This window comes from Tardiphaga sp. vice304, assembly GCF_007018905.1.
Taxonomy (GTDB): Bacteria; Pseudomonadota; Alphaproteobacteria; order Rhizobiales; family Xanthobacteraceae; genus Tardiphaga.
In genome coordinates, this window is the sequence record NZ_CP041402.1 from 4691048 (window position 1) to 4712145 (window position 21098).

The 21098-nt window shown below is 65.6% G+C and carries 22 protein-coding genes and 1 pseudogene; 7 read left to right on the forward strand and 16 right to left on the reverse strand.

Features of this window, described 5'->3' with window-relative positions; translation table 11 throughout:
* Positions 1 to 5: 5 nt before the first annotated feature.
* Entirely contained in the window at positions 6 to 695 is a 690-nt protein-coding gene (locus FNL56_RS22375) for an NUDIX hydrolase (protein WP_143575057.1), read from the forward strand.
* Between the two features lie 162 nt (positions 696 to 857).
* Here the strand turns inward: FNL56_RS22375 and rsmD are convergent, their stop codons facing one another.
* Both rsmD and FNL56_RS22385 read right to left on the reverse strand, forming a co-directional pair.
* Entirely contained in the window at positions 858 to 1412 is a 555-nt protein-coding gene (rsmD, locus tag FNL56_RS22380; RefSeq protein WP_143576321.1) for a 16S rRNA (guanine(966)-N(2))-methyltransferase RsmD, read from the reverse strand.
* 213 nt (positions 1413 to 1625) lie between these two features.
* Positions 1626 to 3941 carry a pseudouridine synthase gene (locus FNL56_RS22385; RefSeq protein WP_143575058.1) on the reverse strand — a complete coding sequence of 772 codons (2316 nt, stop codon included), beginning with the start codon at positions 3939 to 3941 and terminating at the stop codon, positions 1626 to 1628.
* 203 nt (positions 3942 to 4144) lie between these two features.
* On the opposite strand from FNL56_RS22385, the gene FNL56_RS22390 reads away from it, so the two are divergent.
* Positions 4145 to 4591 (forward strand): nucleoside deaminase, encoded by a 447-nt coding sequence (locus FNL56_RS22390; RefSeq protein WP_143575059.1) that lies wholly within the window; start codon positions 4145 to 4147, stop codon positions 4589 to 4591.
* On the opposite strand, the gene FNL56_RS22395 is transcribed toward FNL56_RS22390, so the two are convergent.
* From FNL56_RS22395 to FNL56_RS22415, 5 genes are all read right to left on the reverse strand, one after another.
* Entirely contained in the window at positions 4562 to 4807 is a 246-nt protein-coding gene (locus FNL56_RS22395; protein WP_143575060.1) for a DUF6894 family protein, read from the reverse strand. The genes FNL56_RS22390 and FNL56_RS22395 overlap by 30 nt on opposite strands.
* 91 nt (positions 4808 to 4898) lie before the next feature.
* Positions 4899 to 6182: a phosphoribosylamine--glycine ligase gene (purD, locus tag FNL56_RS22400; RefSeq protein ID WP_143575061.1), complete on the reverse strand. Its 1284-nt coding sequence runs from the start codon at positions 6180 to 6182 to the stop codon at positions 4899 to 4901.
* A 202-nt stretch (positions 6183 to 6384) separates the two neighbouring features.
* Positions 6385 to 6684, reverse strand: coding sequence for a winged helix-turn-helix domain-containing protein (locus FNL56_RS22405; protein WP_143575062.1), 300 nt, complete (start codon positions 6682 to 6684; stop codon positions 6385 to 6387).
* A 1-nt stretch (position 6685) separates the two neighbouring features.
* Positions 6686 to 7240: a hypothetical protein gene (locus FNL56_RS22410; RefSeq protein ID WP_143575063.1), complete on the reverse strand. Its 555-nt coding sequence runs from the start codon at positions 7238 to 7240 to the stop codon at positions 6686 to 6688.
* Positions 7237 to 8244 (reverse strand): alpha/beta hydrolase, encoded by a 1008-nt coding sequence (locus FNL56_RS22415; RefSeq protein ID WP_143575064.1) that lies wholly within the window; start codon positions 8242 to 8244, stop codon positions 7237 to 7239. Before FNL56_RS22415 ends, FNL56_RS22410 begins: the two co-directional genes overlap by 4 nt.
* A gap of 125 nt (positions 8245 to 8369) precedes the next feature.
* Here FNL56_RS22415 and xseA point away from each other — a divergent pair, with 125 nt between their 5' ends.
* Together xseA and FNL56_RS22425 are read left to right on the forward strand one after the other, a co-directional pair.
* On the forward strand, positions 8370 to 9965 hold the full coding sequence (gene xseA, locus FNL56_RS22420; protein WP_143575065.1) for an exodeoxyribonuclease VII large subunit: 1596 nt from the start codon (positions 8370 to 8372) through the stop codon (positions 9963 to 9965).
* A gap of 95 nt (positions 9966 to 10060) precedes the next feature.
* Positions 10061 to 10285: a DUF2093 domain-containing protein gene (locus tag FNL56_RS22425; RefSeq protein ID WP_143575066.1), complete on the forward strand. Its 225-nt coding sequence runs from the start codon at positions 10061 to 10063 to the stop codon at positions 10283 to 10285.
* A 98-nt stretch (positions 10286 to 10383) separates the two neighbouring features.
* Here FNL56_RS22425 and lpxK read toward each other — a convergent pair whose 3' ends face one another.
* From lpxK to FNL56_RS22455, 6 genes are all read right to left on the reverse strand, one after another.
* Positions 10384 to 11409 carry a tetraacyldisaccharide 4'-kinase gene (gene lpxK / locus FNL56_RS22430; RefSeq protein WP_143575067.1) on the reverse strand — a complete coding sequence of 342 codons (1026 nt, stop codon included), beginning with the start codon at positions 11407 to 11409 and terminating at the stop codon, positions 10384 to 10386.
* The gene (locus FNL56_RS22435; protein ID WP_168203004.1) at positions 11402 to 12697 is read right to left on the reverse strand and encodes a 3-deoxy-D-manno-octulosonic acid transferase; all 1296 of its coding nucleotides are present in this window, start codon (positions 12695 to 12697) and stop codon (positions 11402 to 11404) included. Before FNL56_RS22435 ends, lpxK begins: the two co-directional genes overlap by 8 nt.
* Positions 12690 to 13403 carry a lysophospholipid acyltransferase family protein gene (locus tag FNL56_RS22440; RefSeq protein WP_143575069.1) on the reverse strand — a complete coding sequence of 238 codons (714 nt, stop codon included), beginning with the start codon at positions 13401 to 13403 and terminating at the stop codon, positions 12690 to 12692. The genes FNL56_RS22435 and FNL56_RS22440 overlap by 8 nt, the downstream gene beginning before the upstream one ends.
* Complete coding sequence (locus FNL56_RS22445) at positions 13400 to 13648, reverse strand: DUF4170 domain-containing protein (protein ID WP_143575070.1); 249 nt, start codon at positions 13646 to 13648, stop codon at positions 13400 to 13402. Before FNL56_RS22445 ends, FNL56_RS22440 begins: the two co-directional genes overlap by 4 nt.
* A gap of 66 nt (positions 13649 to 13714) precedes the next feature.
* A complete protein-coding gene (locus tag FNL56_RS22450; protein ID WP_143575071.1) occupies positions 13715 to 14518 on the reverse strand; it encodes a 3'(2'),5'-bisphosphate nucleotidase CysQ in 804 nt (267 codons plus the stop codon).
* Entirely contained in the window at positions 14505 to 15893 is a 1389-nt protein-coding gene (locus FNL56_RS22455) for a TldD/PmbA family protein (protein ID WP_246660757.1), read from the reverse strand. The genes FNL56_RS22450 and FNL56_RS22455 overlap by 14 nt, the downstream gene beginning before the upstream one ends.
* Positions 15894 to 16188: 295 nt before the next feature.
* Here FNL56_RS22455 and FNL56_RS22460 point away from each other — a divergent pair, with 295 nt between their 5' ends.
* Positions 16189 to 16731, forward strand: coding sequence for a DUF6101 family protein (locus FNL56_RS22460; RefSeq protein WP_441351245.1), 543 nt, complete (start codon positions 16189 to 16191; stop codon positions 16729 to 16731).
* A 169-nt stretch (positions 16732 to 16900) separates the two neighbouring features.
* On the opposite strand, the gene FNL56_RS22465 is transcribed toward FNL56_RS22460, so the two are convergent.
* The 3 genes from FNL56_RS22465 to FNL56_RS22475 form a co-directional block, all read right to left on the reverse strand.
* A complete protein-coding gene (locus FNL56_RS22465; RefSeq protein WP_143575073.1) occupies positions 16901 to 17182 on the reverse strand; it encodes a GIY-YIG nuclease family protein in 282 nt (93 codons plus the stop codon).
* 112 nt (positions 17183 to 17294) lie between these two features.
* Positions 17295 to 18227 (reverse strand): 4-hydroxybenzoate octaprenyltransferase, encoded by a 933-nt coding sequence (gene ubiA, locus FNL56_RS22470; protein ID WP_143575074.1) that lies wholly within the window; start codon positions 18225 to 18227, stop codon positions 17295 to 17297.
* Positions 18228 to 18237: 10 nt separating this feature from the next.
* A complete protein-coding gene (locus FNL56_RS22475; RefSeq protein ID WP_143575075.1) occupies positions 18238 to 18927 on the reverse strand; it encodes a hypothetical protein in 690 nt (229 codons plus the stop codon).
* Between the two features lie 183 nt (positions 18928 to 19110).
* On the opposite strand from FNL56_RS22475, the gene FNL56_RS22480 reads away from it, so the two are divergent.
* Positions 19111 to 19866: a 16S rRNA (uracil(1498)-N(3))-methyltransferase gene (locus FNL56_RS22480; RefSeq protein ID WP_168203005.1), complete on the forward strand. Its 756-nt coding sequence runs from the start codon at positions 19111 to 19113 to the stop codon at positions 19864 to 19866.
* A gap of 292 nt (positions 19867 to 20158) precedes the next feature.
* Positions 20159 to 20923 (forward strand): annotated as a pseudogene (locus tag FNL56_RS22485) (IS110 family transposase); the annotation flags it as partial.
* Between the last annotated feature and the right edge of the window lie 175 nt (positions 20924 to 21098).

Below are 21098 nucleotides of genomic sequence, written 5' to 3' on the forward strand. Positions count from 1 at the left end.
GGGCCATGAATTTGGATGAAAACCATGCGAGGCCGATCGTCTCGGTCGATCTGGCGATTTTTGCGCTGTCGCAGGCCGGCCTCGAAGTCTTGCTCATTCGGCGTTCTGCCGAACCATTTGCTCGTCAGTGGGCGCTCCCAAGCGGATGGATTCATGTCGACGAGGATCTCGATATTGAAACCACCGCGCGCCGCGTGCTGACCGAGAAAACGGGTATCGAGACGCCATATCTGGAGCAGTTGCAGACGATAGGGAACGCCACACGAGATCCACGAGGCTGGACCGTGAGCGTCGTCTATGTGGCCTTGATCTCGGCCGATGACGTTCGTTCGCGTGAAGAGTACAGCGCCGATTTCGCTTGGTGGCCTGTCAGAGGTGACACGACGGAGGTGGCTGTCGCGTTCGACCATGCCGATATCGTTCGCGCGGCGCTAACCCGGATCAGGAACAAGGTCGAATATTCAACATTGCCTGTGCATCTTCTGCCCGCCGCATTTACACTGAGCGAATTGCAGTCCGTCTACGAGCAAATCCTCGGTCGTCGTATCGACAAGTCGGCTTTTCGCAAGCGCATGGCAGAAGCTGATTTCGTGGAACCTATACAAGGGGAGATGCGGCGCGCAAGCAATCGTCCAGCACAGATCTATCGTTTGAAATCCGGCGGCACGACCATGTTCTTCGATCGAACGATATGATGTTACAATGATGGCGAGCGAGCCAGCGCCGCCCTCAGTTCTGCTCTAAGCAGAACCGTCCATTTTCTGCTTGTTTCGCGATTTAACGCGAACCAGAAACGACTTCGTTCGAAAAAGGTCCGAGCCAAGTTTAACGGCCCTGATGTGTCGCTGGCTTCGGGATCAAATAATTCGCAGAAAAGTGAACTCGGTATCGTCATAGGCGCGGCGTTCGAGTTCTTCAAAGCGCTCGGGCGCCTTGAACTCGGCACTCTTGGCCTCCTCCACCACCAGCAAAGCGTCCGGCGTCAGCCAGCCGCCGTCGCGCAACGAGGCCAGCGCCTTTTCGGCGAGCTTCATGCGGTACGGCGGATCGAGGAAGACGAGCGAGAATGGCTCGACCGGATGCGCCGGGCCGAGATTGGCGGCATCGCGGCGATAGACTTTGGTGGTGCCGCCGAGCCCCAGCGCCTCGACATTGTTGCGCAACAGCGCGCGCGCCTCGGCGCCGTTGTCGACGAACAGCGTGAAGCCCGCCCCGCGCGACACCGCCTCGATGCCGAGCGCGCCGGTGCCGGCGAACAGGTCGAGCACGCGGGCATCCTGCACCGGATTGTCATAGGCATGGATCAGAATGTTGAACAGCGCCTCGCGCAGCCGGTCCGCGGTGGGACGAATCGCCTGCGTCGTAGGAGATGCAATGTTGCGGCCCTTCAGCCGCCCACCGACGACGCGCATCAGGAAGCCCGCTTGAGTTGGCAAGGCGTCGCTGCAAACGCTGTCAGCCCCCCTCCCCCTTGCGGGGAGGGGTCGGGGGTGGGGGCGCCACAGGCTCGGGGCTTGCGGCTACCCCCCTCCCCGACCCTCCCCCGCAAGGGGGGAGGGAGCACTACTGCCGCCGCGTCACACAAAGATCGAACGTCGCTCATGGCTAAGCCCAGCACAGCAAACTCAGTCCTTTCGGGGCGTGATGTCGCGCTTGCCGTGATAGCCGCGCTTCGGGCGTTTCGGCGGGCCGTAGCCTGACGCTTCTTCCTCATTGCGAGTACGCGATTCTTCCGAGCCGGTGCGCTGCACCAGCACACGGCGGCCCTTGCGGTCCTCCGTGGTCGAGCGTTTGAACTCCGGCTTCTTGACGATGATCGGATCGTCCGACGGATCGCCCTTGCTGGGAATCTGCCGCGCAAAATCCGCACCCGACGCTTCCGCGATCTTCTCGCCGAGCTGCTCGCGCAGCACGCGGGTCTTAACTTCCTCGACGCCGCCTTCTTCCAGCTCGCCGAGCTGGAACGGGCCGTAGGAAATCCGGATCAGGCGGTTCACTTCGAGGCCGAGATGCGCCAGCACGTTACGGACTTCGCGGTTCTTGCCTTCGCGGATTGCGAACACCAGCCAGACATTGGCGCCCTGGTCGCGTTCCAACGTCGCATCGATCGAGCCGTACTTGACGCCGTCGACCTCGACGCCGTGCTTGAGCTGATCGAGTTGCGACTGCGTGACTTCGCCATGCGCGCGGACGCGGTAGCGGCGCAGCCAGCCGGTGTCGGGTAGTTCGAGCGTGCGCGCGAGGCCGCCATCATTGGTGAGAAGCAGCAGGCCTTCGGTGTTGAAATCCAGCCGGCCGATCGAGATCAGCCGCGGCAGATGCTCGGGCAGATGGTCGAACACGGTCGGCCGTCCCTCGGGATCGGCATGCGTGGTCATCAGGCCGCGCGGCTTGTGATACATGAACAGCCGCGTGCGCTCGGGTGCGGGCAACGGCTTGCCATCGACGGTGATGACGTCGCGGGTGGTGACGTCGAGCGCCGGCGAATTGATGATACGGCCGTTGACCGCGACGCGGCCCTGCGTGACCCAGTCCTCGGCATCGCGGCGCGAGCACAGGCCAGCGCGCGACACGACTTTCGCGACGCGCTCGCCGTCCTTCTTCGGGGCCGGCGGGCGCGGCGGACGGCGTTCTTCCGGCTTGCGCTCGCGATAGTCGCCGCGGCCGCCGAAAGCGGGGCGCTTGGCGAAGATGCGGCTGTCATCCTCGTTGTCGCGACGCGGCCGCTCGAGGCCGGAATTGTTGCGCGGATGTTCGTGGAAGTCGTTGCTCGGGCGCTCGCGCGGCCGGTCGAATTTCGGACGGGCCTCGCTGGCGCGCTCGAAGCGCGGACGCTCTTCATGCACGCGGGGAAACTCGGTGCGCTCGAACTTCGGACGCTCGTATTGACGGGCGCCGTCGCGCGACGGACGCGCATTGCGATCACCCTCCTCGCGCTTCTGCCACGGCTTGGATTCGCCGCGATCCGCGCCGCGATCGGGCCGGTCGCCGAACGTCTTGCGCGGACCGCCGCGATCCGGCGCGCCACGGGAAAACTTCTTGTCGCCACCGAATTTGGAGCCGCCGCTGAAGGGACGATCGCCCTGCGGGCGGTCCGAACGCGGACGATCATTGTCGCGCGACGGGCGCGCGCTGTAAGGACGGTCGCCAGAAGGGCGCGGCCGGTCGCCGCCGTCGCGCGGCGTATAGGGGCGCTTGTCGCCGCCATCGCGGGACTGGTACGGGCGCTTCTCGCCACCACCGTCGCGCGGGGTGTACGGACGCTTCTCGCCGAACTTCCTGTCGTCGGAACGGCCGGCCGGCCGGGCATCACTGCGAGGCGCACGGTCATCGCGGTTGAAAGTGGGACGGTCGCCACGCGGGCTATAGGGACGCTTCTCGCCGCCGCCTTCGCGCGGGGTGTAGGGGCGCTTTTCGCCACCGCCGTCACGCGGCGTGTAGGGGCGCTTCTCACCGCCACCGTCACGGGACTGGTACGGACGCTTGTCGCCACCCGCAGGGCGCGGCGAATACGGCCGCTTCTCGCCACCGCCGTCGCGCGGCGTATAGGGGCGCTTCTCGCCGCCACCGTCGCGGGACTGGTACGGGCGCTTGTCGCCGCCGCTGCGCTCGGGGCGATCGCCGCCGAAGCTGCGGGCGGGACGCGGCGCGTCGCCATAATCGCGGCGCGGGGCGCGGTCGTCGTCGCGGCGCGGGGCTGCGCCCTCGCGCTTGCCGGCATAGGGCTTGCCCGGGCCGGAATAGGGTTTGGCGCCATAGGTCTTGCGCTCGCCGGCTGCACCGGCATCGTGCGGCTTCGGCGCGTAGGTACCGTCGCGCTTGGCGAATTTCTTCTCGGGGCCGCGCGCCGCGCCGGAGCGGCCCTTGCTGGCGCCACCGCCGGACTTGCCGGGCGGACGGCCGCGCGAGGGGCCGTTATTTCGATCGTTGTCGCGGGGCATGAAGGTCTCACTGCAGCTTAAGGCTGAATTGCGGTTGAGTGCGGAACAGGGCTGGCGGAACGAGTTGCGCGCTCAATTTTCGGGCGCATTCACGCAAAAACCGGTATCCACTCGTGCTGAACGCACAGCCCTAGCAGAGTTCGACGCAAAGTGCGATCAGCAAAAGCGGAACTGGCGGCGATCGCCTCACCCCCGAAGACAAGATGACCTCATTTTCGTTCATGAATCTGGCGCTGCAGGCCGCCGCAGACGCCGCGACGGCCGGCGAGGTGCCGATCGGCTGCGTTATCGTCCGGAACAACGAGGTAATCGCGACCGCGGCCAACCGCACCATCCGCGACAATGACCCGACCGCCCATGCCGAAATCCTGGCGATCCGCCAGGCCGCGGGCCGGCTTGGCAACCAGCGCCTCGATGGTTGCGACCTCTACGTCACGCTGGAGCCGTGCACGATGTGCGCCGGCGCCATTTCGTTCGCGCGGATCAGGCGGCTGTATTTCGGCGCCGCCGATCCGAAAGGCGGCGGCGTCGATTCCGGCGTGCGGTTCTTTGCGCAGCCGACCTGCCACCACGCGCCGGAGGTTTATTCCGCAGTTGGCGAAAGCGAGGCGGCGAGCCTGCTACGAGCGTTTTTTCAGGCGCGGCGCTAACGTCGCCTCGTTCTCGGCGGGTACGTCCACCTGCATGACTTCATGGCCATCCTCGCGGACGATACACACTCGGCGGGTATGCTGATCCGGCTTGGCCGCGATCTCTTCGGCAATACGCTTGGCCTGGGCAACGGCTTCGAGGTCGCTCTTCAGATCAAGTCCACGATGGTCGCGCTTGGTAATGCCGTTCTTCACGTCGAAATAATACTGGGTCATCATTGTCTCCAGTACTACCAATGTGCGGCTCGCCGTGCGGTTCCTCATCTCAGGTTGTTAGTAGACTTAGTGCCTTAACTTTGGTGTCAAGCTACCTTTTTGCACGTTCCCGCGCCACTGCCTGCCAGCCGATGTCGCGGCGGCAGAAGCCTTCGGGCCAGTTGATCAACCCGATCGCCTCATAGGCGCGGCGCTGCGCCTCGGCGACACTCTTGCCGGATGCCGTGACGTTGAGCACGCGACCGCCATTGGACAGAATCCAGTCACCGGAGGCCTTGGTGCCCGCGTGGAAAATCTCGACGCCCTCGATCTTCGCCGCACGATCGAGGCCGGCGATGCGGGTGCCTTTCTCGTAAGACCCGGGATAGCCCTTCGCGGCCATCACCACGGTCAGCGCCGGATCGGGAAACCAGCGCAGGTCGAAATTCTTGAGCTGGCCATCGGCAGAGGCGATCAGCGCCGGCAGCAGGTCCGACATCAGGCGGATCATCAGGACCTGGGTCTCGGGATCGCCGAACCGGCAATTATATTCGATCAGCTTCGGGCCATCCTCGGTGATCATCAGACCGGCGAACAGCACGCCTTTATAGGGCGCGCCCATCGCGCTCATCGCCCGCAGCGTCGGGTAAATGATCTCGTCCATCGCACGCTGGCACATCGCCTCCGTCATAACGGGTGCGGGCGAATAGGCGCCCATGCCGCCGGTATTGGGGCCGTTGTCGCCGTCATATGCGCGCTTGTGGTCCTGCGCGCTGGCCAGCGCCAGCGCGTGCTCGCCGTCGCACAGCACGAAGAACGAGGCCTCCTCGCCGACCAGAAATTCCTCGACCACGGCCTCTGCACCCGCCTCGCCGAACCCGCCCGACAGCATCATGTCGATGGCGTCGAGCGCGTCCTTCAACGTTTCGGCGACGACCACGCCCTTGCCGGCGGCGAGGCCATCGGCCTTGATGACGATCGGGGCGCCCTGCTCGCTTATATAGGCCTTGGCCTTGTCCGCATCGGTGAAGCGCTGATAGGCGGCGGTCGGGATGTCGTTGGCCTGGCAGAGGTCCTTGGTGAAGCCCTTGGAGCCTTCCAGCCGGGCCGCAGCCCTGCTCGGCCCGAACGCCTTGATGCCGGCGGCCGCGAGATCGTCGACGATGCCGGCCGCCAGCGGCGCCTCCGGCCCGACCACGACGAACTCCACGGCGTTATCGCGGCAGAATGCGATCACCGCGGCATGGTCGGCCGTATCCAGCGCGACGCATTCGGCCTCCTCGGCGATGCCGGCATTGCCCGGCGCGCACCACAGCTTCGTCACCAGTGGCGACGACGAGAGCTTCCATGCCAGCGCGTGCTCGCGCCCGCCGGAACCGAGAAGGAGAATGTTCATGAATGCAGCCCGTCCGGAAGATGCGGATAAGCGCAGGGTTTAACCTCGCGCGGTGGACGTCGCAACCGCAGCACACCGTCATTCCGGGATGCGGCAGACGGCGAAGCCGGCTGACGGAGACCCGGAATCCGGACATGTTCATCGTCCCACCCCGGGATTCCGGGTTCGCTCAAGCTGCGCTCTCGCGCCCCGGAATGACAGTTCAATCCCCCGCCCCGGCGATGATCTCGCGCAACGTGGCAACATGGCGGGCGAACGCGCCCCGCCCGGCCACCGTTGCGGTCACCGTGGTCTGCGGTTTCTTGCCGACGAAGGCCTTGGCGACATCGACATAGCCGGCCTTGGACAGCGTCTCGATATGGGCACCGAGATTGCCGTCGGTGGCGCCGGTGAGCTTCTTCAGCCGGGGGAAATCCATGCCCTGCGCTTCCGGCAGCGCCGTCAGCGCGGCCATGATGCGCAGCCGCAGCGGCTGGTGAATAATATCGTCGAGCCCGGCCATGTCAGCTCCGCCGCATCCAGATGCCGCCGAGCAGCAGTCCGCCGCCGTTCACCACCGCCATCCACAATTCGAACCACGGCCCGGTGAGGACATAGCCGACCAGCGTCAGCGCGATGATGCCAAGGCCGATGGCGACGAAGGCCGCGCCAAGCCATAGCCCCGCGACGCTGTAGACGAGCATGAAATAGATCGGCCAGAACGCGCCGAGCTGGCGCGGCGTCAACTGCACGATGCCGATGCTCCACAACAGGCCGAAGCCGAAGAACATCGCCAGCGCGGCGAGTACCCGTCCATCGAAGCCGCGTTGGCCGGACCGGGCGCGATTGCGCGCGCTGATGGCGAGGGACCCGGCGACGCCGATGAGGTCGATCAGCACCCAGCCATATCCGGCATAGCGCGGCCACGACCACGACACCACGTAACCCAGCGCGATGAGCGGTCCCCAGAGCATGAGCATCAGGCTGGCGAGCTGATAGCTGCGGGAGCGTTTGACGCGCTGGACGATGTCGTCGATGTCATGCAGCGCGGCGGCAGCCTCGCGGCGGTCGATACTCATCGCGAACTCACTTCGGATTTGACGACATCGTCGGCAATAGCCGACACGGCGCGGGCGTCGGCGACGATACCCATGTGATTGATGCTCGGCAGCAGCCTGACCTTGATGGACGGCAATACGCTGCGCATCGCCGCTTCATATCTACCCGAATCCATCAATTCGTCAGCACTGCCGGAAAACAGAGTGATCGGTCTGCTGACGGCAGCCAGATCGGTGCGGAAGTCAGGATGGGTGCCGAAATTGCTGCGCAGTCTTTCGCTGTAGGTCGCCACCAGCCTGTTCGTGGAACCGGGCGGCACCGCGAAGGCGACCACCGGCAGGTGGTCGCAGCAGGTGATTCCAAGCTTGGCAAGCGCCAGCAATCCGATGATCCGCGGGACGTCCGCGCGCGCCCAGCCGCCGTCCGGCTGGTTGGTCGGTGCATCGTAACCCAGATAGGGCGCGAGCAGAACCGTGCGATCGAACAGGTTCTGCATGGCGGAGCCTGCGATCCGCAACGCAAAGCCGCCCCCGGATGAGTGGCCAATCAGCGTCAGCGGCGCCGTCGGGTTGTCTTGCCTGACCACGGCCACCAGATTGGCAAGGTCGTCCTCGAGCTGGCCGACATAACCGATGTCGCCTCGCGTGCCCGATGCGCCGTGGCCGCGAATATCCACCGCGTAGGTCTGCACGCCACGCTCCATCAGGGCCGACGACAGGGCGTGGATGGTGCCGCCGCTGGACCCCGACGAGCCGTGCACGACGATGGCGATGCGGTCGGTAGAGGCCTGCACCGGGCGATAATGCCGATAGGCCAGCGCCGTGCCATCGCTTCCTGCGTAGCGCTGCAGAACCGGCAGGTTGCTCAGGTCCACGAATTTACGGGCTTCCGAAATGGATGGAAGCTCCGGCGGATGATGCAGCGGCGTAGCGATCAGCCCAGCCAGTAAAAGCGCAACGAGCCCGGCTGCGGCCAGCCCCCTGACAACGACGCGAACACCGAAGGAAAGGATCTTCCTGACCATGACCAGCCTCCCACCATGAATTTACAGATAACTCTTTAATCCAGAGTTATCTGAATTACAAGCTTCGATTGGCAATCCCGCGTTAAAAACCCTACCTTCGCTGCATTCCAGAGAACCGAGATTCGATGCCCAGATCCCCCGCTGCCCTGTCCAACTCGTCCGAATTCACCGTCACCGAGCTGTCCTCGGCACTGAAGCGGACGGTGGAGGACGCCTATGGTCATGTCCGGGTGCGCGGCGAGATCTCCGGTTTTCGCGGCGCGCATTCCTCCGGGCACTGCTATTTCGCGCTGAAGGACGAGGGCGCCAAGATCGAGGCGGTGATCTGGAAAGGCGTGCACGGCAAGATGCGGTTCAAGCCGCAAGAGGGCCTCGAGGTCATCGCCACCGGCAAGCTGACCACCTACCCCGGCTCCTCCAAATACCAGATCGTCATCGAATCGATCGAGCCGGCCGGCGTCGGCGCGCTGATGGCCTTGATGGAAGAGCGCAAGCGCAAGCTGTCAGCCGAAGGCCTGTTCGACGAATCGCGAAAACAGCTATTGCCGTGGCTGCCGGAGGTGATCGGCGTGGTGACCTCGCCGACCGGCGCCGTCATTCGCGATATTCTCCACCGCCTCGCCGATCGCTTTCCGCGCCGCGTGCTGGTTTGGCCGGTCAAGGTGCAGGGCGAAGGCTCGGCCGAGCAGATCGCCGCGGCCATCCATGGCTTCAACGCGCTGCCCGAGGGCGGCAAGATCCCCCGCCCCGACCTCCTGATCGTGGCGCGCGGCGGCGGCTCGCTGGAAGATTTGTGGTCGTTCAACGAGGAGATCGTGGTCCGCGCCGCCGCCGAAAGCATGATCCCGCTGATCTCCGCGGTCGGCCACGAGACCGACATCACGCTGATCGATTTCGCCAGTGACAAGCGCGCACCGACGCCGACCGCCGCCGCCGAAATGGCGGTGCCGGTGCGCGCCGAACTGTTCGTCGAAATCTCGGCCTATGAGCGCCGCATGATGCTGTGCTGGCAGCGCGGCCAGGAACGCCGCCGCACCGAGCTGCGCGCTGCCACCCGCGCGCTGCCATCCTTGAGCGAGTTGCTGGCGATCCCGCGGCAACGCCTGGACGGCGCCGGCGCCTCGCTGCCGCGCGCGCTGAAGGCCAATACGAGTTCGCATCACCGCCGCTTCGCGCAGGCTTCTGCAGGTCTCACGCTGCGCGTGCTGCGCGGCCAGATCGCGCAGGCTACGCATCGCTTCACAGTGTCCGGCGAGCGGCTGACGCTGGCGTCGCGCGCGGCTCTGCGGCAGCGCCGCGATCGCTTTGCCGGGCTGTCGATCCGCCTGCAGGCCTCCAAAGTTGCCAATGCGCAGGCGCAACGCAACGCGCTGGCGCGCGACCGCGAACGCGCGCAGCGATTGAGCGAGCGCGCCCGTCGCGCGCTGGCCACATTGGTGCAGCGCCAGCAGGCCCGCGTGCTGGCCTCCGGGCAGTTGCTGGCGGCCTTGTCGTATCGCAGCGTGCTGGCGCGCGGCTTCGCGCTGGTGCGCGACGCCGACGGCGCCGCGCTGCATGCCGCGGCGAATATCGGCCCCGGCGCCCGCCTCAGCCTGGAGTTTGCCGACGGCCGCGTCGGCGTCACCGCAGATATGGACCGCGCGGCCGTGGCGCCCCGGGAGGTAAAGCCAGCCGCGCCGAAGCGCACGACAAAACCGGTCGATCAGGGCACGCTGTTCTAGCCGCCTTTAACCGGCGACGGCGGATCCCCATTTATGCTAGGAATTCACCGACACCCTCTGCCCGGCTGCGGCCGGATGATCTAAGGAATACCATTGTGCTGAACAAATTCGGCCCCTCCGGCAGCGGCCAGGCGCAGCTGCAATATCTCGACGGCGATTTTCGCGTGGTGTCGCCTGGTACCTTCGTGAATTGCGCCATCACCGGCGAACGCATTCCGCTCGACGAGCTAAAATACTGGAGCGTCGATCTGCAGGAGGCCTATGCGATGCCGACGGCGGTATTGCAGCGTCATTATCCCAAGGCGCTGAAGGCCAGCTGAGGCGCGAATCCGTAGCCCGGATGAAGTCGCCACGTCGCTGGCGGCGCGGCGACGCAATCCGGGCCGGATTTCAATGGATCGGCCGGCCCCGGATTTCGCTACGCTCCATCCGGGCTACGATTTGAAGCTCGCCCGCGCGCGATATTCAGCCGTTCCATCACGAACATTCGCAACGCCGCCGCGTCATCGAACGCCAGCGTCACGGCAAATGGCACGATACCTTCCGCGCCCGGCAGGCCGCGCAGTTTCACCATGTCCTTTTCCGTCGTCACCAGCGTCAGCGCGTCGCGCTTTGCCTGTGCCAGCAGTGCTGCAATGTCATCGGCCGTATAGGGATGATGGTCGGCAAACGCCTGCTCCGCTGCGACATCGACACCGGCGCCGCGCAGCGTGCGGAAGAAACGCACGGGGTCGCCGATTCCCGCAAAGGCCAGCACGCGGCGGCCGTGCAAGGCTTTGAGCGATGCCGCGTCCGGCGCAAGTTGCGCACGAAACACCGGCGCGCCTTTGGCCGCGACTTGCCTTGCCACGCCGTCCGCCGCGCGGCCCGTGCCGACAATCACCAGCGCATCGGTTCGCGCCACCTGCAGATCGAGCGGCGCGCGCATCGGACCGGCCGGCATCCCACGGCCATTGCCGAGGCCGCGGTCGCCGTCGATCACGATGATCGAGGCGTCTTTCGCCACCGCCGGATTCTGGAAGCCGTCATCCATCACGATCACGCTGGCGCCCGTCGAGCGCGCCAGCGCCGCGCCGGCGACGCGGTCGCGTGAAATCACCACCGTCACATCGCGCGCCATCATCAGCGGCTCGTCGCCGACCTCCGCGGCCTGGTGGCGGCTGACGTCGACCTTGACCGGTCCGCGCAGGCTGCCGCCATAGCCGCGGCTCAGCACCACCGGCGCCTCGCCGAGCTCGCGCAACAGCGCGACCAACGCCTGCGTGGTCGGCGTCTTGCCGGCGCCGCCGACATGATAGTTGCCGACGCAGATCACGGGAATGCCGACCACGATTCCCTTGCGGGCCATCCGGGCGCCGGCGATCTCGCCATAGATCGCAGCAAGCGGCATCAGCAAGCGCGACAGCCAGCTCGAGGGCGGCTGCCAGAACGCCGGCTCACGCATGGTCCGTCTCCAGCCGCATCTGCAGCAGATAGGGATCGAGCGCCGCCAGCGTGCGTTCCAGCGCGCCGCCGAGCCGGGCCACGACCTGTTCGGCGGCGTCGATCGACGCTTGCCGCGCGGCGCTGTCGCCGAGCATCTGGCCAAGCTGCTTGACCAGTTGCTCCAGTGTCGCGGCCTGCCTGGCGCCACCGGCGGCATCGAGCGCGGCGAACACGTCGGTGAAGTTGAAGACGTGCGGGCCGTGCACGATCGACGCGCCGAGCTTCACCGCCTCGATCGGGTTCTGCCCGCCATGCGGCACCAGTGAGCCGCCCATGAACACCACCGGCGACAGCCGGTAGAACAGGCCGAGTTCGCCCATCGTGTCGGCGACATAGATATCAGTCGCCGCCGTCGGGGTTTCGTCGCGCGAGCGCAGCGCGACCTCGGCGCCGCTGGCGGCGATCATCTGGGCGATCGCCTCGCCGCGATGGGCGTGGCGCGGCACGATCACGGTGAGCAGGCCGGGAAACAGGCCGGCCAGCATGCGATGCGTTGCCAGCAGGATTTCCTCCTCGCCGGGATGCGTCGAGGACGCCACGATCACCGGGCGGCCGGATGTGACGTCTCTCAATCGATCAAGCTTGGCGTAGTCCACCGGCGGTGCCGGCACGTCGAGCTTGAGGTTGCCGGTGACGCGAACACTCGGCGAACCCAGCGCGGCGAAGCGTTCGGCGTCGGTGTCGGACTGCGCCAGACAGATGTCGAAACGGCCGAGCAGCGCGCCGATCGTCACCGAAAATTTCTGCCAGCGCGGAAACGAGCGCTGCGACATCCGGCCGTTGATCAGCACCATCGGCAGCCGGCGATGCGCCGCCTGCAGCACCAGGTTCGGCCAGATATCGGACTCGATGAACAGCGCCAGATTGGGCCGCCAGTGCGCCAGGAAGCGCGCGACGAAGGCCGGCGAGTCATAGGGAATATATTGGTGGATGATATCGGCCGGAAACCGCCTGGCGACGATGTCAGCCGAGGTCACGGTGCCCGAGGTCAGAAGGATGCGGAAGCCGGCGCCGCGCAGCCGTTCGATCAAGGCGGCCGCCGCCAGCACCTCGCCGACGCTGGCGCCATGGATCCAGACCAGCGGCCCCGCTGGCCGCGCCATGCGGCTGATGCCGCGGCGCTCGTCGCTGCGCGCGGGGTCTTCCTTGTTCTGCTTCAGGCGGCGATTGATCCACATCGGCGCCAACGGAGCCAGCGCCATCGACAGTCCGCGATAGACGCGCAGCGTCACCGGCAAGCTAGCCATCACGGGCCTCTTCCGGCCGGCCGACCGCGATATAGGCGCGGCGCGTGGCATCGTTCAGCGTCGCCTCCAATTGCTGGCGCAGCGTCTCCATCATGGCGCGGTCGGCATTGGCGGGAACGCTGATCGGCTCGCCACCGACCAGCACGCCGCGGCCGAACGGCATGTTGATGGTGGTGCGGTCCCAGTTCTTGAGCTGGATGAAGCGGCTGGTGGCCATCGCGAACGGCATAATCGGCCGCCCGCTTTCGCGCGCCAGCATGATGATGCCGAGCCCGGCCACGCGCGAGCGCTTCGGCACGTCGGCGGTCAGTGCCATGTTGATGCCGTCGGCCAGCGTGCGTACCATCTCGTTGAAGGCGCCGACGCCGCCCTTGCGGTGAAACGCGCCGCCATGGTCGCCGGAGCCCCGGACGGTACCGATACCGAGCCGCTCGGCCGCCAGCGCGTTGAACTCGCCGTCGCGGTGCTTCGAGATCAGCACGCGGCCCTTGTAATCCTTGCGCTTGATGAAGGGCGTCATGAAATGCTGGCCGTGCCAGAACGCCAGGATCACCGGCATCTCGGGTTCGACCATGTCATAAACATTCGGCGGATCGAGCGTAAACTTGTTGGTCTTCCAGACCAGACGCAGAAATTCGGCCGCGAGAAAGCCCGCGGCGCGCTGAACAGAGCTGCTGCGCAGCGCGCTTCGAAGCAATCGTTTCAAGAGGACGTCTTCGTGTCTTGGCTGGGATCGAGCAGGCGATGCAAATGGACGATGAAGTAGCGCATGTGGGCGTTATCCACGGTCTGCTGCGCCTTGGCCTTCCAGGCGACATAGGCAGAGGCGTAGTTCGGATAGAACCCGACGGTCTCGACCTGGCTCAGATCCTTGAACGTGGTGCCCGTGAGGTCGGTCAGTTCGCCGCCGATCACCAGATGAAGCAGTTGCGGCTGCGGTGCGTCCGACATGGGTATGTTTCCTGCTACTGACCGGCCGGGATCCGATCGATGTGAATGGCTCGCCGGATGACGGCGTCAGCGGTGCCGAAACTGCTCAACCAGATGAGCATGCCGCTCGGCCCCCGCGGCCACCAGCAACCCATGCGTCACTTCCTGGCGGTTGTAGAGAATGGGATCGCCGGAAAGCTCGCTCATCCTACCATTCGCTTCGTGCACGATCAAATCTGCGGCGGCAAGATCCCAGTCGCGGCTCTGGCCGCCGGCAAAGGCGGCGTCGAGCCGGCCATTCGCCACCCAGCATAGCCGCAGCGCCAGCGATCCGATTCGCGGATACAGCGTGATGTCCCGTCCGCCAGCCAGCCGCTGCACCAGCGGCTTCGGCCCGGCGATGCGCGGATAATCCAGCCCGATGCCACTGCTGGCGCCGACGGGCGTGTCGTTGCGTGTGGTGCCCTGCCCGCGCACGGCGAAGAAAAATTCATCGGTGGACGGCGCAAACACCGCCGCCAGCAGCGGGCGGTTATCCTCGACCAAAGCGACGCTGACGCACCAGTCCTCGCGGCCGGCAAGATAGCCACGGGTGCCGTCGATCGGGTCAATGATCCAGGTCAGGCGCCGGCCGAGCCGGGATTCGTCGTCGGCGCTTTCCTCCGACAGCCAGCCATAATCCGGCGTCGCCGCCTGCAGCCGCGACTGGATCAAATCATTGACCGCGATATCGGCTTCCGAGACCGGCGAGGATTCGCCCTTGGTCCACATTTTCAGCGTGGTGCGGAACAGCGACAGCCCGAGCGCGCCGGCGTCGCGCACGGTGTCCTTGAGCAGCGCGATATCGCGCGTCAGCGTGTCGGTGAGAAGTGGTGCGTCAGCGTCCGGCAATCGTCAACCCCTCGACCCGCACGGTCGGCGCGTTGACCCCGTAGGTAAATTTCAGATCGTTGGCGGGCTGCAGCGACTTGAAGATATCGAACAAATGCCCGGCGATGGTGATCTCGCTCACCGCATAGGTCAGCTTGCCGTTCTCGATCCAGAACCCGCCGGCGCCGCGGCTGTAATCGCCGGTCACGCCATTGACGCCGGAGCCGATCAGGTCGGTGACGTAGAAGCCTTCCTTGATGTCGGCGATCAGTTCTTCCGGCGAAGGATCGCCCGCCTCCATATGCAGATTATAGGCGCCGGGCGACGGCGACGACGACACGCCGCGATGGGCGTGGCCGGTGGTAGCCATGCCGAGTTCGCGTGCGGTGGCACAGTCCAGCAGCCAGGTCGTCAGCACGCCCTCGTCGATGATCGCAGTCTTCTTCACCGCGACGCCTTCGGCATCGAACGATTGCGAGCGCAGGCCGCGCACGCGCAGGGGATCGTCGATGATACGGATGTTGCTGCTGAACAATTGCTTGCCGAGGCTGTCCTTGAGAAAGCTCGTCTTGCGCGCGATCGACGCGCCGTTCGCCGCGCCGACGATGTGGCCGACCAGCGTGTTCGAAACGCGGGGATCGAACACCACCGGCACCTTGCAACTCGCGACCTTGCGCGGATTGGCGCGCGCCACGGTGCGCTCGCCGGCCAGCTTGCCGACCGACGCCGGCGACTCCAGATCGGACGCATGCAGCGCCGACGAATAGGCGTAGTCGCGCTCCATGTTGGTGCCGTCGCCGGTGATCGCCGTCATCGAGATGCTCTGGCTCGAGCGCAGATAGGCGCCGTGGAAGCCTGTCGAGGTCACCAGCACCATGCCGCCGATGCCGGTCGAGGCGGAGGCGCCCGACGACTTGCTGACGCCGTGGACGGCAAGCGCGGCCTGTTCGGCCTCGACCGCGCGGCGCTCGAGTTCTTTCACCGACGGCGTGACCGGATCGAGCAGATCGAGCTTAGGAAAATCGCGAGCCAAAAGTTCGGGATCGGCAAGACCGACATATTGATCGTCGGGCGCCACGCGCGCCATTGCCACCGCACGCTCGGCGAGAACAGCGACATTGTCGCCGGACACGTCATTGGTCGACACAACCGCCTGACGGCGACCGACGAAGACGCGCAGCCCGACATCGTCGCCTTCGGAACGCTCCGAGGATTCCACCTTGCCATCGCGCACCTCGACGCCGTGCGAGACGCCGCGCACCGCGACCGCGTCCGCGGCATCGGCGCCGGCCTTTTTGGCCGCCTCGACGAGGCGATGCGCCAGCGTGGACAATGCGGTCTGGTCGAGCAGGTCGGCGTTGGGCGAGGTCGACAGCGTGGATGGTGAAGAGATCACGAACAAATTCCCGACGTTTTGAGGGGGTGGTTCAGGGCGCGGCGGCGGAGGATGGCTGATGCCAAGATGTGCCTGTCGGACAGCGACTTCAAGCATGCGGCGCGGATAAAGCCAACGAATTTCCGGTATTACCGCAACGACTCGTCAATCATGTCCCTCAGGCTTTCGTCAATCATGCGGGCGAATGCAGGGCGGGACGGATTCAATTAACCAGCCTTTTTAAGCGCTTTCCGTGCGCGGTCTGGCAAGCTCTCCCCATCGACCGGAAGCATAATTTCGGCGGGGAGATAAAATCTTGAGGCATCAAACAGCAGTCAAAGACGGGATCATTCCCCAAGGGGATTCCCACCACGGGTCGAGCCGCCCATTGCGGCTCGACCCCCACTCGCTACCGGTCCGCTTCGATGCGCACGATCAACGTGCGGATGGCAGCGTCCGGCACATCGAACTGCATCGCGAACGCGTCGTGCTGCACCGCGCGTTGCGCGGCATGCGGATGGCGATCAACGTGCGCGTCAGCGACTTCCTCGGCGTCGCCGTGCGCGGCCTCGACGATACCAAGATGCTGGTGCTCGCGCATCGCGATCCCGCATTGTCGATCCCGTTGTGCGTCAGTTCCGACCGCGTCGAAATCGACACGGCCTGGCAGATGTGGAGCGCGGTTTTCGGGCTGCCGCAATTGCCGGAAGAAAAGGTCCGCGAACCGGCCCAGCGCCGCCGCCGCCACAACGCGGTGCGCGGACGACGTCCGAAGTTTCTGGTACGACGGCGTGCGGGAGCGATGCTCGGCGACGCCGGCGTGTATCACGGCGAACGCGAGATCATCGCGCGGGATTGATCTCGGTTCTTTCACATAGCCCCTCCACGAGTCGTCCCTGCGAACGCAGGGACCCATAACCTCCGAAGCCGCAATTCGAGCTCGCATCTATCGAGTTTCAATCATTCTGACGGTGTGTATGGGTCCCTGCGTTCGCAGGGACGACGGGCTGATGGGCTTGAGATTCCCCTCACATGATCAGATCGCTGAGATCGCTCCATTCCGGGTTGTCGCGTTCGATCAGTTCGATCTTCCAGTCGCGCTTCCAGCATTTGAGCTGCTTTTCGCTGTAGATGGCTTCGTAGGTGCGATCATAAGATTCGACATAAACGAGCCGGTACACTCCGTACTTCTTGACGAACTCCGATCCGATTCCGGCCCGGTGCTGTTCAAGTCGCTTCTGCAGCGAATTGGTGACGCCGATGTATAGCGTTCCGTTGCGGCCGCTGGCGAGGATATACACGTAATACATGGCGCGCTGCCGAGGTGATCGTTGAGATCACCTTACTACACAACGATTTCGGAGGGTATGGGTCCCTGCGTTCGCAGGGACGACACGTGGAGAGGTTGATACTCTCTCGCCCTTACCCCGCCCGCATCACCGCATCGATCAGCAACGCTGCGAACAGCAGCAGCCCCGCGTCGCGGTTGGATTTGAAGATGCGCAGGCACAGCGCGGAATCGCGGATATCGACGCGCATAGTCTGCCACACCAGATGCGCGGCAAACGCCGCGAGCCCCAGCCACGCCGGCCACTGCGCACCGGCCGACACCAGCGCGGCGCCGATCAGCAGCACGGCCAGTCCATAGAACGCCAGCAGCGCGGCCTGCGTGCGGGCGCCGAACAACAGCGCCGTCGATTTGATGCCGATCAGCGCGTCGTCTTCGGTGTCCTGATGGGCGTAGATCGTGTCGTAGCCGATCACCCAGGAGATCGAGCCGGCGTAAAGCAGGAAGGCCGCCGGATCGAGCCCGCCGAACTGCACGGCAAAGCCCATCAGCGCTCCCCACGAGAACGCCAGGCCGAGCACGATCTGCGGCCAGTAGGTGATGCGCTTCATGAAGGGATAGGCGGCGACGATGCCGAGCGAGGCAATGCCGGTGAGAGTCGCGAAGCCGTTGAACTGCACGAGCACGACGAGCCCGACCAGCGCCTGCAGCACCAGAAATACCAAAGCCTGCCTGACGCTGACCTGCCCGGCCGGGATCGGCCGCGAGCGCGTTCGCTCGACCTTCGCATCGAGGTCGCGGTCGGTGATGTCGTTCCAGGTGCAGCCGGCGCCGCGCATCACGAAGGCGCCGACGAAGAACAGTGCGACCGACCACGGCAGTTGATGCAGGTCTTGCGCGACGCCGGCAGCCAGCGCCGCCGACCACCAGCATGGCATCAAGAGCAGCCAGGAGCCGATCGGGCGGTCGAACCTAGCCAGCCGCAGATAGGGGCGCGACCACAGCGGCGCGCTGCGATCGACCCAGTTGCCGGTCGCATCCGCAACGCGGGCGGCAGCGTCGCTCATCGCCCGGCCATCATCGGGTCAGCACGTTGCCGTTCAGCGTGTCGAAGGTCGTTCCGCCGCTCTTCTTCGCGGTATTGGCTTCGGGCAAGGCGGCCGAGGAGCCCAGCACGTCGCTGAGCCGAGGCGCCGCAGGACCCTGCCGCTGCTGCTGCTGGGCGACATTGCAGACCTTGGCCCGCATGCCTTCGGTGTTCTTGTGGCCGGTCTTCATCTGCTCGCTGACCGACGGCGGGATGCCGCATTTCTGCGCGTTGGCCTCGATATATTTGATCATCCGGATCTCGCTCTGCGAGAAGGCGGAGATCAGCTTGCAGGCCTCGTCCGGCGGCGCCTTGCGCTCGCTGGCGGCCTTGATGGCGGAGCCGCGCTTTTCGGCGTCCTGGCGCAGCGGCAGGAAGCCCTTCATGCAATCTTCGCCGCCGGGGGGGCCTGCCTGCTGCGGCGCGCCGAAAGCGCCACCGCCGCCCATCGGCGCAGCGCCATTCGACGGAAACGGGCTGGGCGCAGCACCATTGACCGGCGGAAACGACGAAGAACTGGGCGCGCCGTTGACGGGCGGAAACGGCGACGCGCTGGCCGGCGCGGCAGCGCCGGACGGCAAGGGTGCTGGAAACGCGCCCTGGGCATGAACCAGGGTCGCCTGCACGGCGAACAACGCCAGGCTCAGCGGCACAATCAAACGACGGATGTTCACGGTCATTCCTCCGGCGGGTTCGGCTTCCCCACGCGCTGGGATGCTGCCATCCCGATTCAGGGCTTTCTACGATTCCTGCCAGCCCTTAACAACCCGTGGATTCTGGCGACAGCACGGCGTAAACGACGAAAATCGCTGCTAAATCGTCGCGGGCCTGGTGAGGCCCACCGCGCAATGGAACCCGAATTGATGCCGTCAGCCGATTTCCGCAGTCCCCGCCTGTTCGTCGATGCGCCGCTTTCGGCCGACGCCACGCTGGCGCTGGACCGCAACCAGAGCAACTATCTCGGCAACGTGTTGCGGCTCGAAGCCGGCGCCTCGGTGCTGGTGTTCAACGGCCGCGACGGCGAGTGGCAGGCGGCGATTGCCGGCGGCAAGCGCCCGGACCGGCTGGTGCTGCTGGCACGCACAAGGCCGCAGGACGCTCTGCCCGACGTCACTTACGTGTTCGCGCCGCTGAAGCACGCGAGGCTCGACTACATGGTGCAGAAGGCGATCGAGATGGGCGCCGCCGCCCTGCAGCCGGTGATGACGCGCTACACACAGGCCAGCCGCGTCAATACCGAGCGAATGCGCGCCAACGTGGTCGAAGCGGCCGAACAATGCGGCATTCTCAGCGTTGCCGGGGTCGCCGAACCGCTGGCGCTGGTAAAATATCTCGACACCCGCAATAGCGCCCGGCTGCTGATCTTCTGCGACGAAGCGGCGGACGTGGCCGATCCAATGCTCGCGCTGGCCGGAGCCCGCGACGCGGCTGCCGCCGGCATGGACGTGCTGATCGGCCCGGAAGGCGGCTTTGCCGAGGAAGAGCGCGCTTTGCTGCTGCGCCAGCCGAGCATTCTGCGGCTGGCGCTCGGCCCCCGCATCATGCGGGCCGACACCGCGGCAGTCGCGGCCCTGGCGCTGGTGCAGGCGGCGCTCGGGGACTGGGCGACTCGGGCGTAGGGCGGGTTAGGCGCCCTTGCGCCGTAACCCGCCGCCAAGCCCGACCGGTAGGCGGCGGATTACGCCTTCGGCCAATCCGCCCTTGTAATAGCAAATCGGGATATTGTCAGCTCGTTCCGAGAGGAATGCTCTGCCGCGGACGGCCATCCGCGGCAGAGCGGCTGGCGATCGGACCGTATCCGCCCTGAGTCGTCTGAGACTGCCCCGTAGCGGGATCGCGCCAGCTCCTTCATCGGACCCGGATGGTTGCCGGAACAAGTTGGTTCGCTTCACAAGGCAGGGGTCGACGAAGATGACGAACAATAACACGGAAACGGCCGGCATCGATACGGCCAAAGACAAGCTCGACATTGCGGTGCATGGCCGGGAGCAGCGATGGCAGGTGCCCAACGTAGCGGCGGGATGGCGGCAGTTGGCGGCCGATCTCGGTAAGGCAGGCGTCACCAAAGTCGGTATCGAGGCCACCGGTGGTTATGAACGTGGCGTGGTTACGCATTTGCGCACCAAAGGCTTCGTCGTGCTGGTGCTGCAGCCGATCCAGGTCAAGAACTTTGCCAGGCTGCATCTGCGGCGCGCCAAGAACGACGCCCTGGATGCCGTGCTGGTCGCCGCCTGCGCGGCGGTGCTCGATCCTCCATCTGTCGACGCGGATCCAAGGCTCACGGAGCTGGCAGATCACCTGACCTTCGTCGAACAGATCGAGGAAGACATGGTCCGCCTCAAGACTCGGCTCGAACATATCGACGAGCCACGACGGCGGCGTCTGGTCCTCAACGACATCGATCGGCTGAAGGCGCGCCGAGCCACCGAACTCCTACGAATCGCGGGCCAACTGCGCGACCATCCGGATCTGGCGCGGCGCCTCGATCTGGTGCTCAGCGTCCCCGGCATCGGCGAGCGGACTGCGCTGGCGCTGATCATCCGCATGCCTGAGCTCGGCCAAATCAGCCGGGAGAAGGCGGCAGCTCTTGCCGGCCTTGCGCCGTTCGACGATGACAGCGGCAAGCATAGGGGGCAGCGCCACATTGCAGGTGGTCGAAGCCGCCTGCGTCGCTCGCTGTTTGCTGCGGCGCTGCCGGCCTCGTTCCGCTGGAACAAGGCCCTGTGCGCGCTCTACGAGCGCCTGAAAGCCCGCGGCAAGGCCACAACGAGGCGCTCATCGCCTGCGCTCGCAAGCTCCTCATCTACGCCAACACCGTCGTCGAGCGCGGCACGCCATGGGTTGAAAAGCA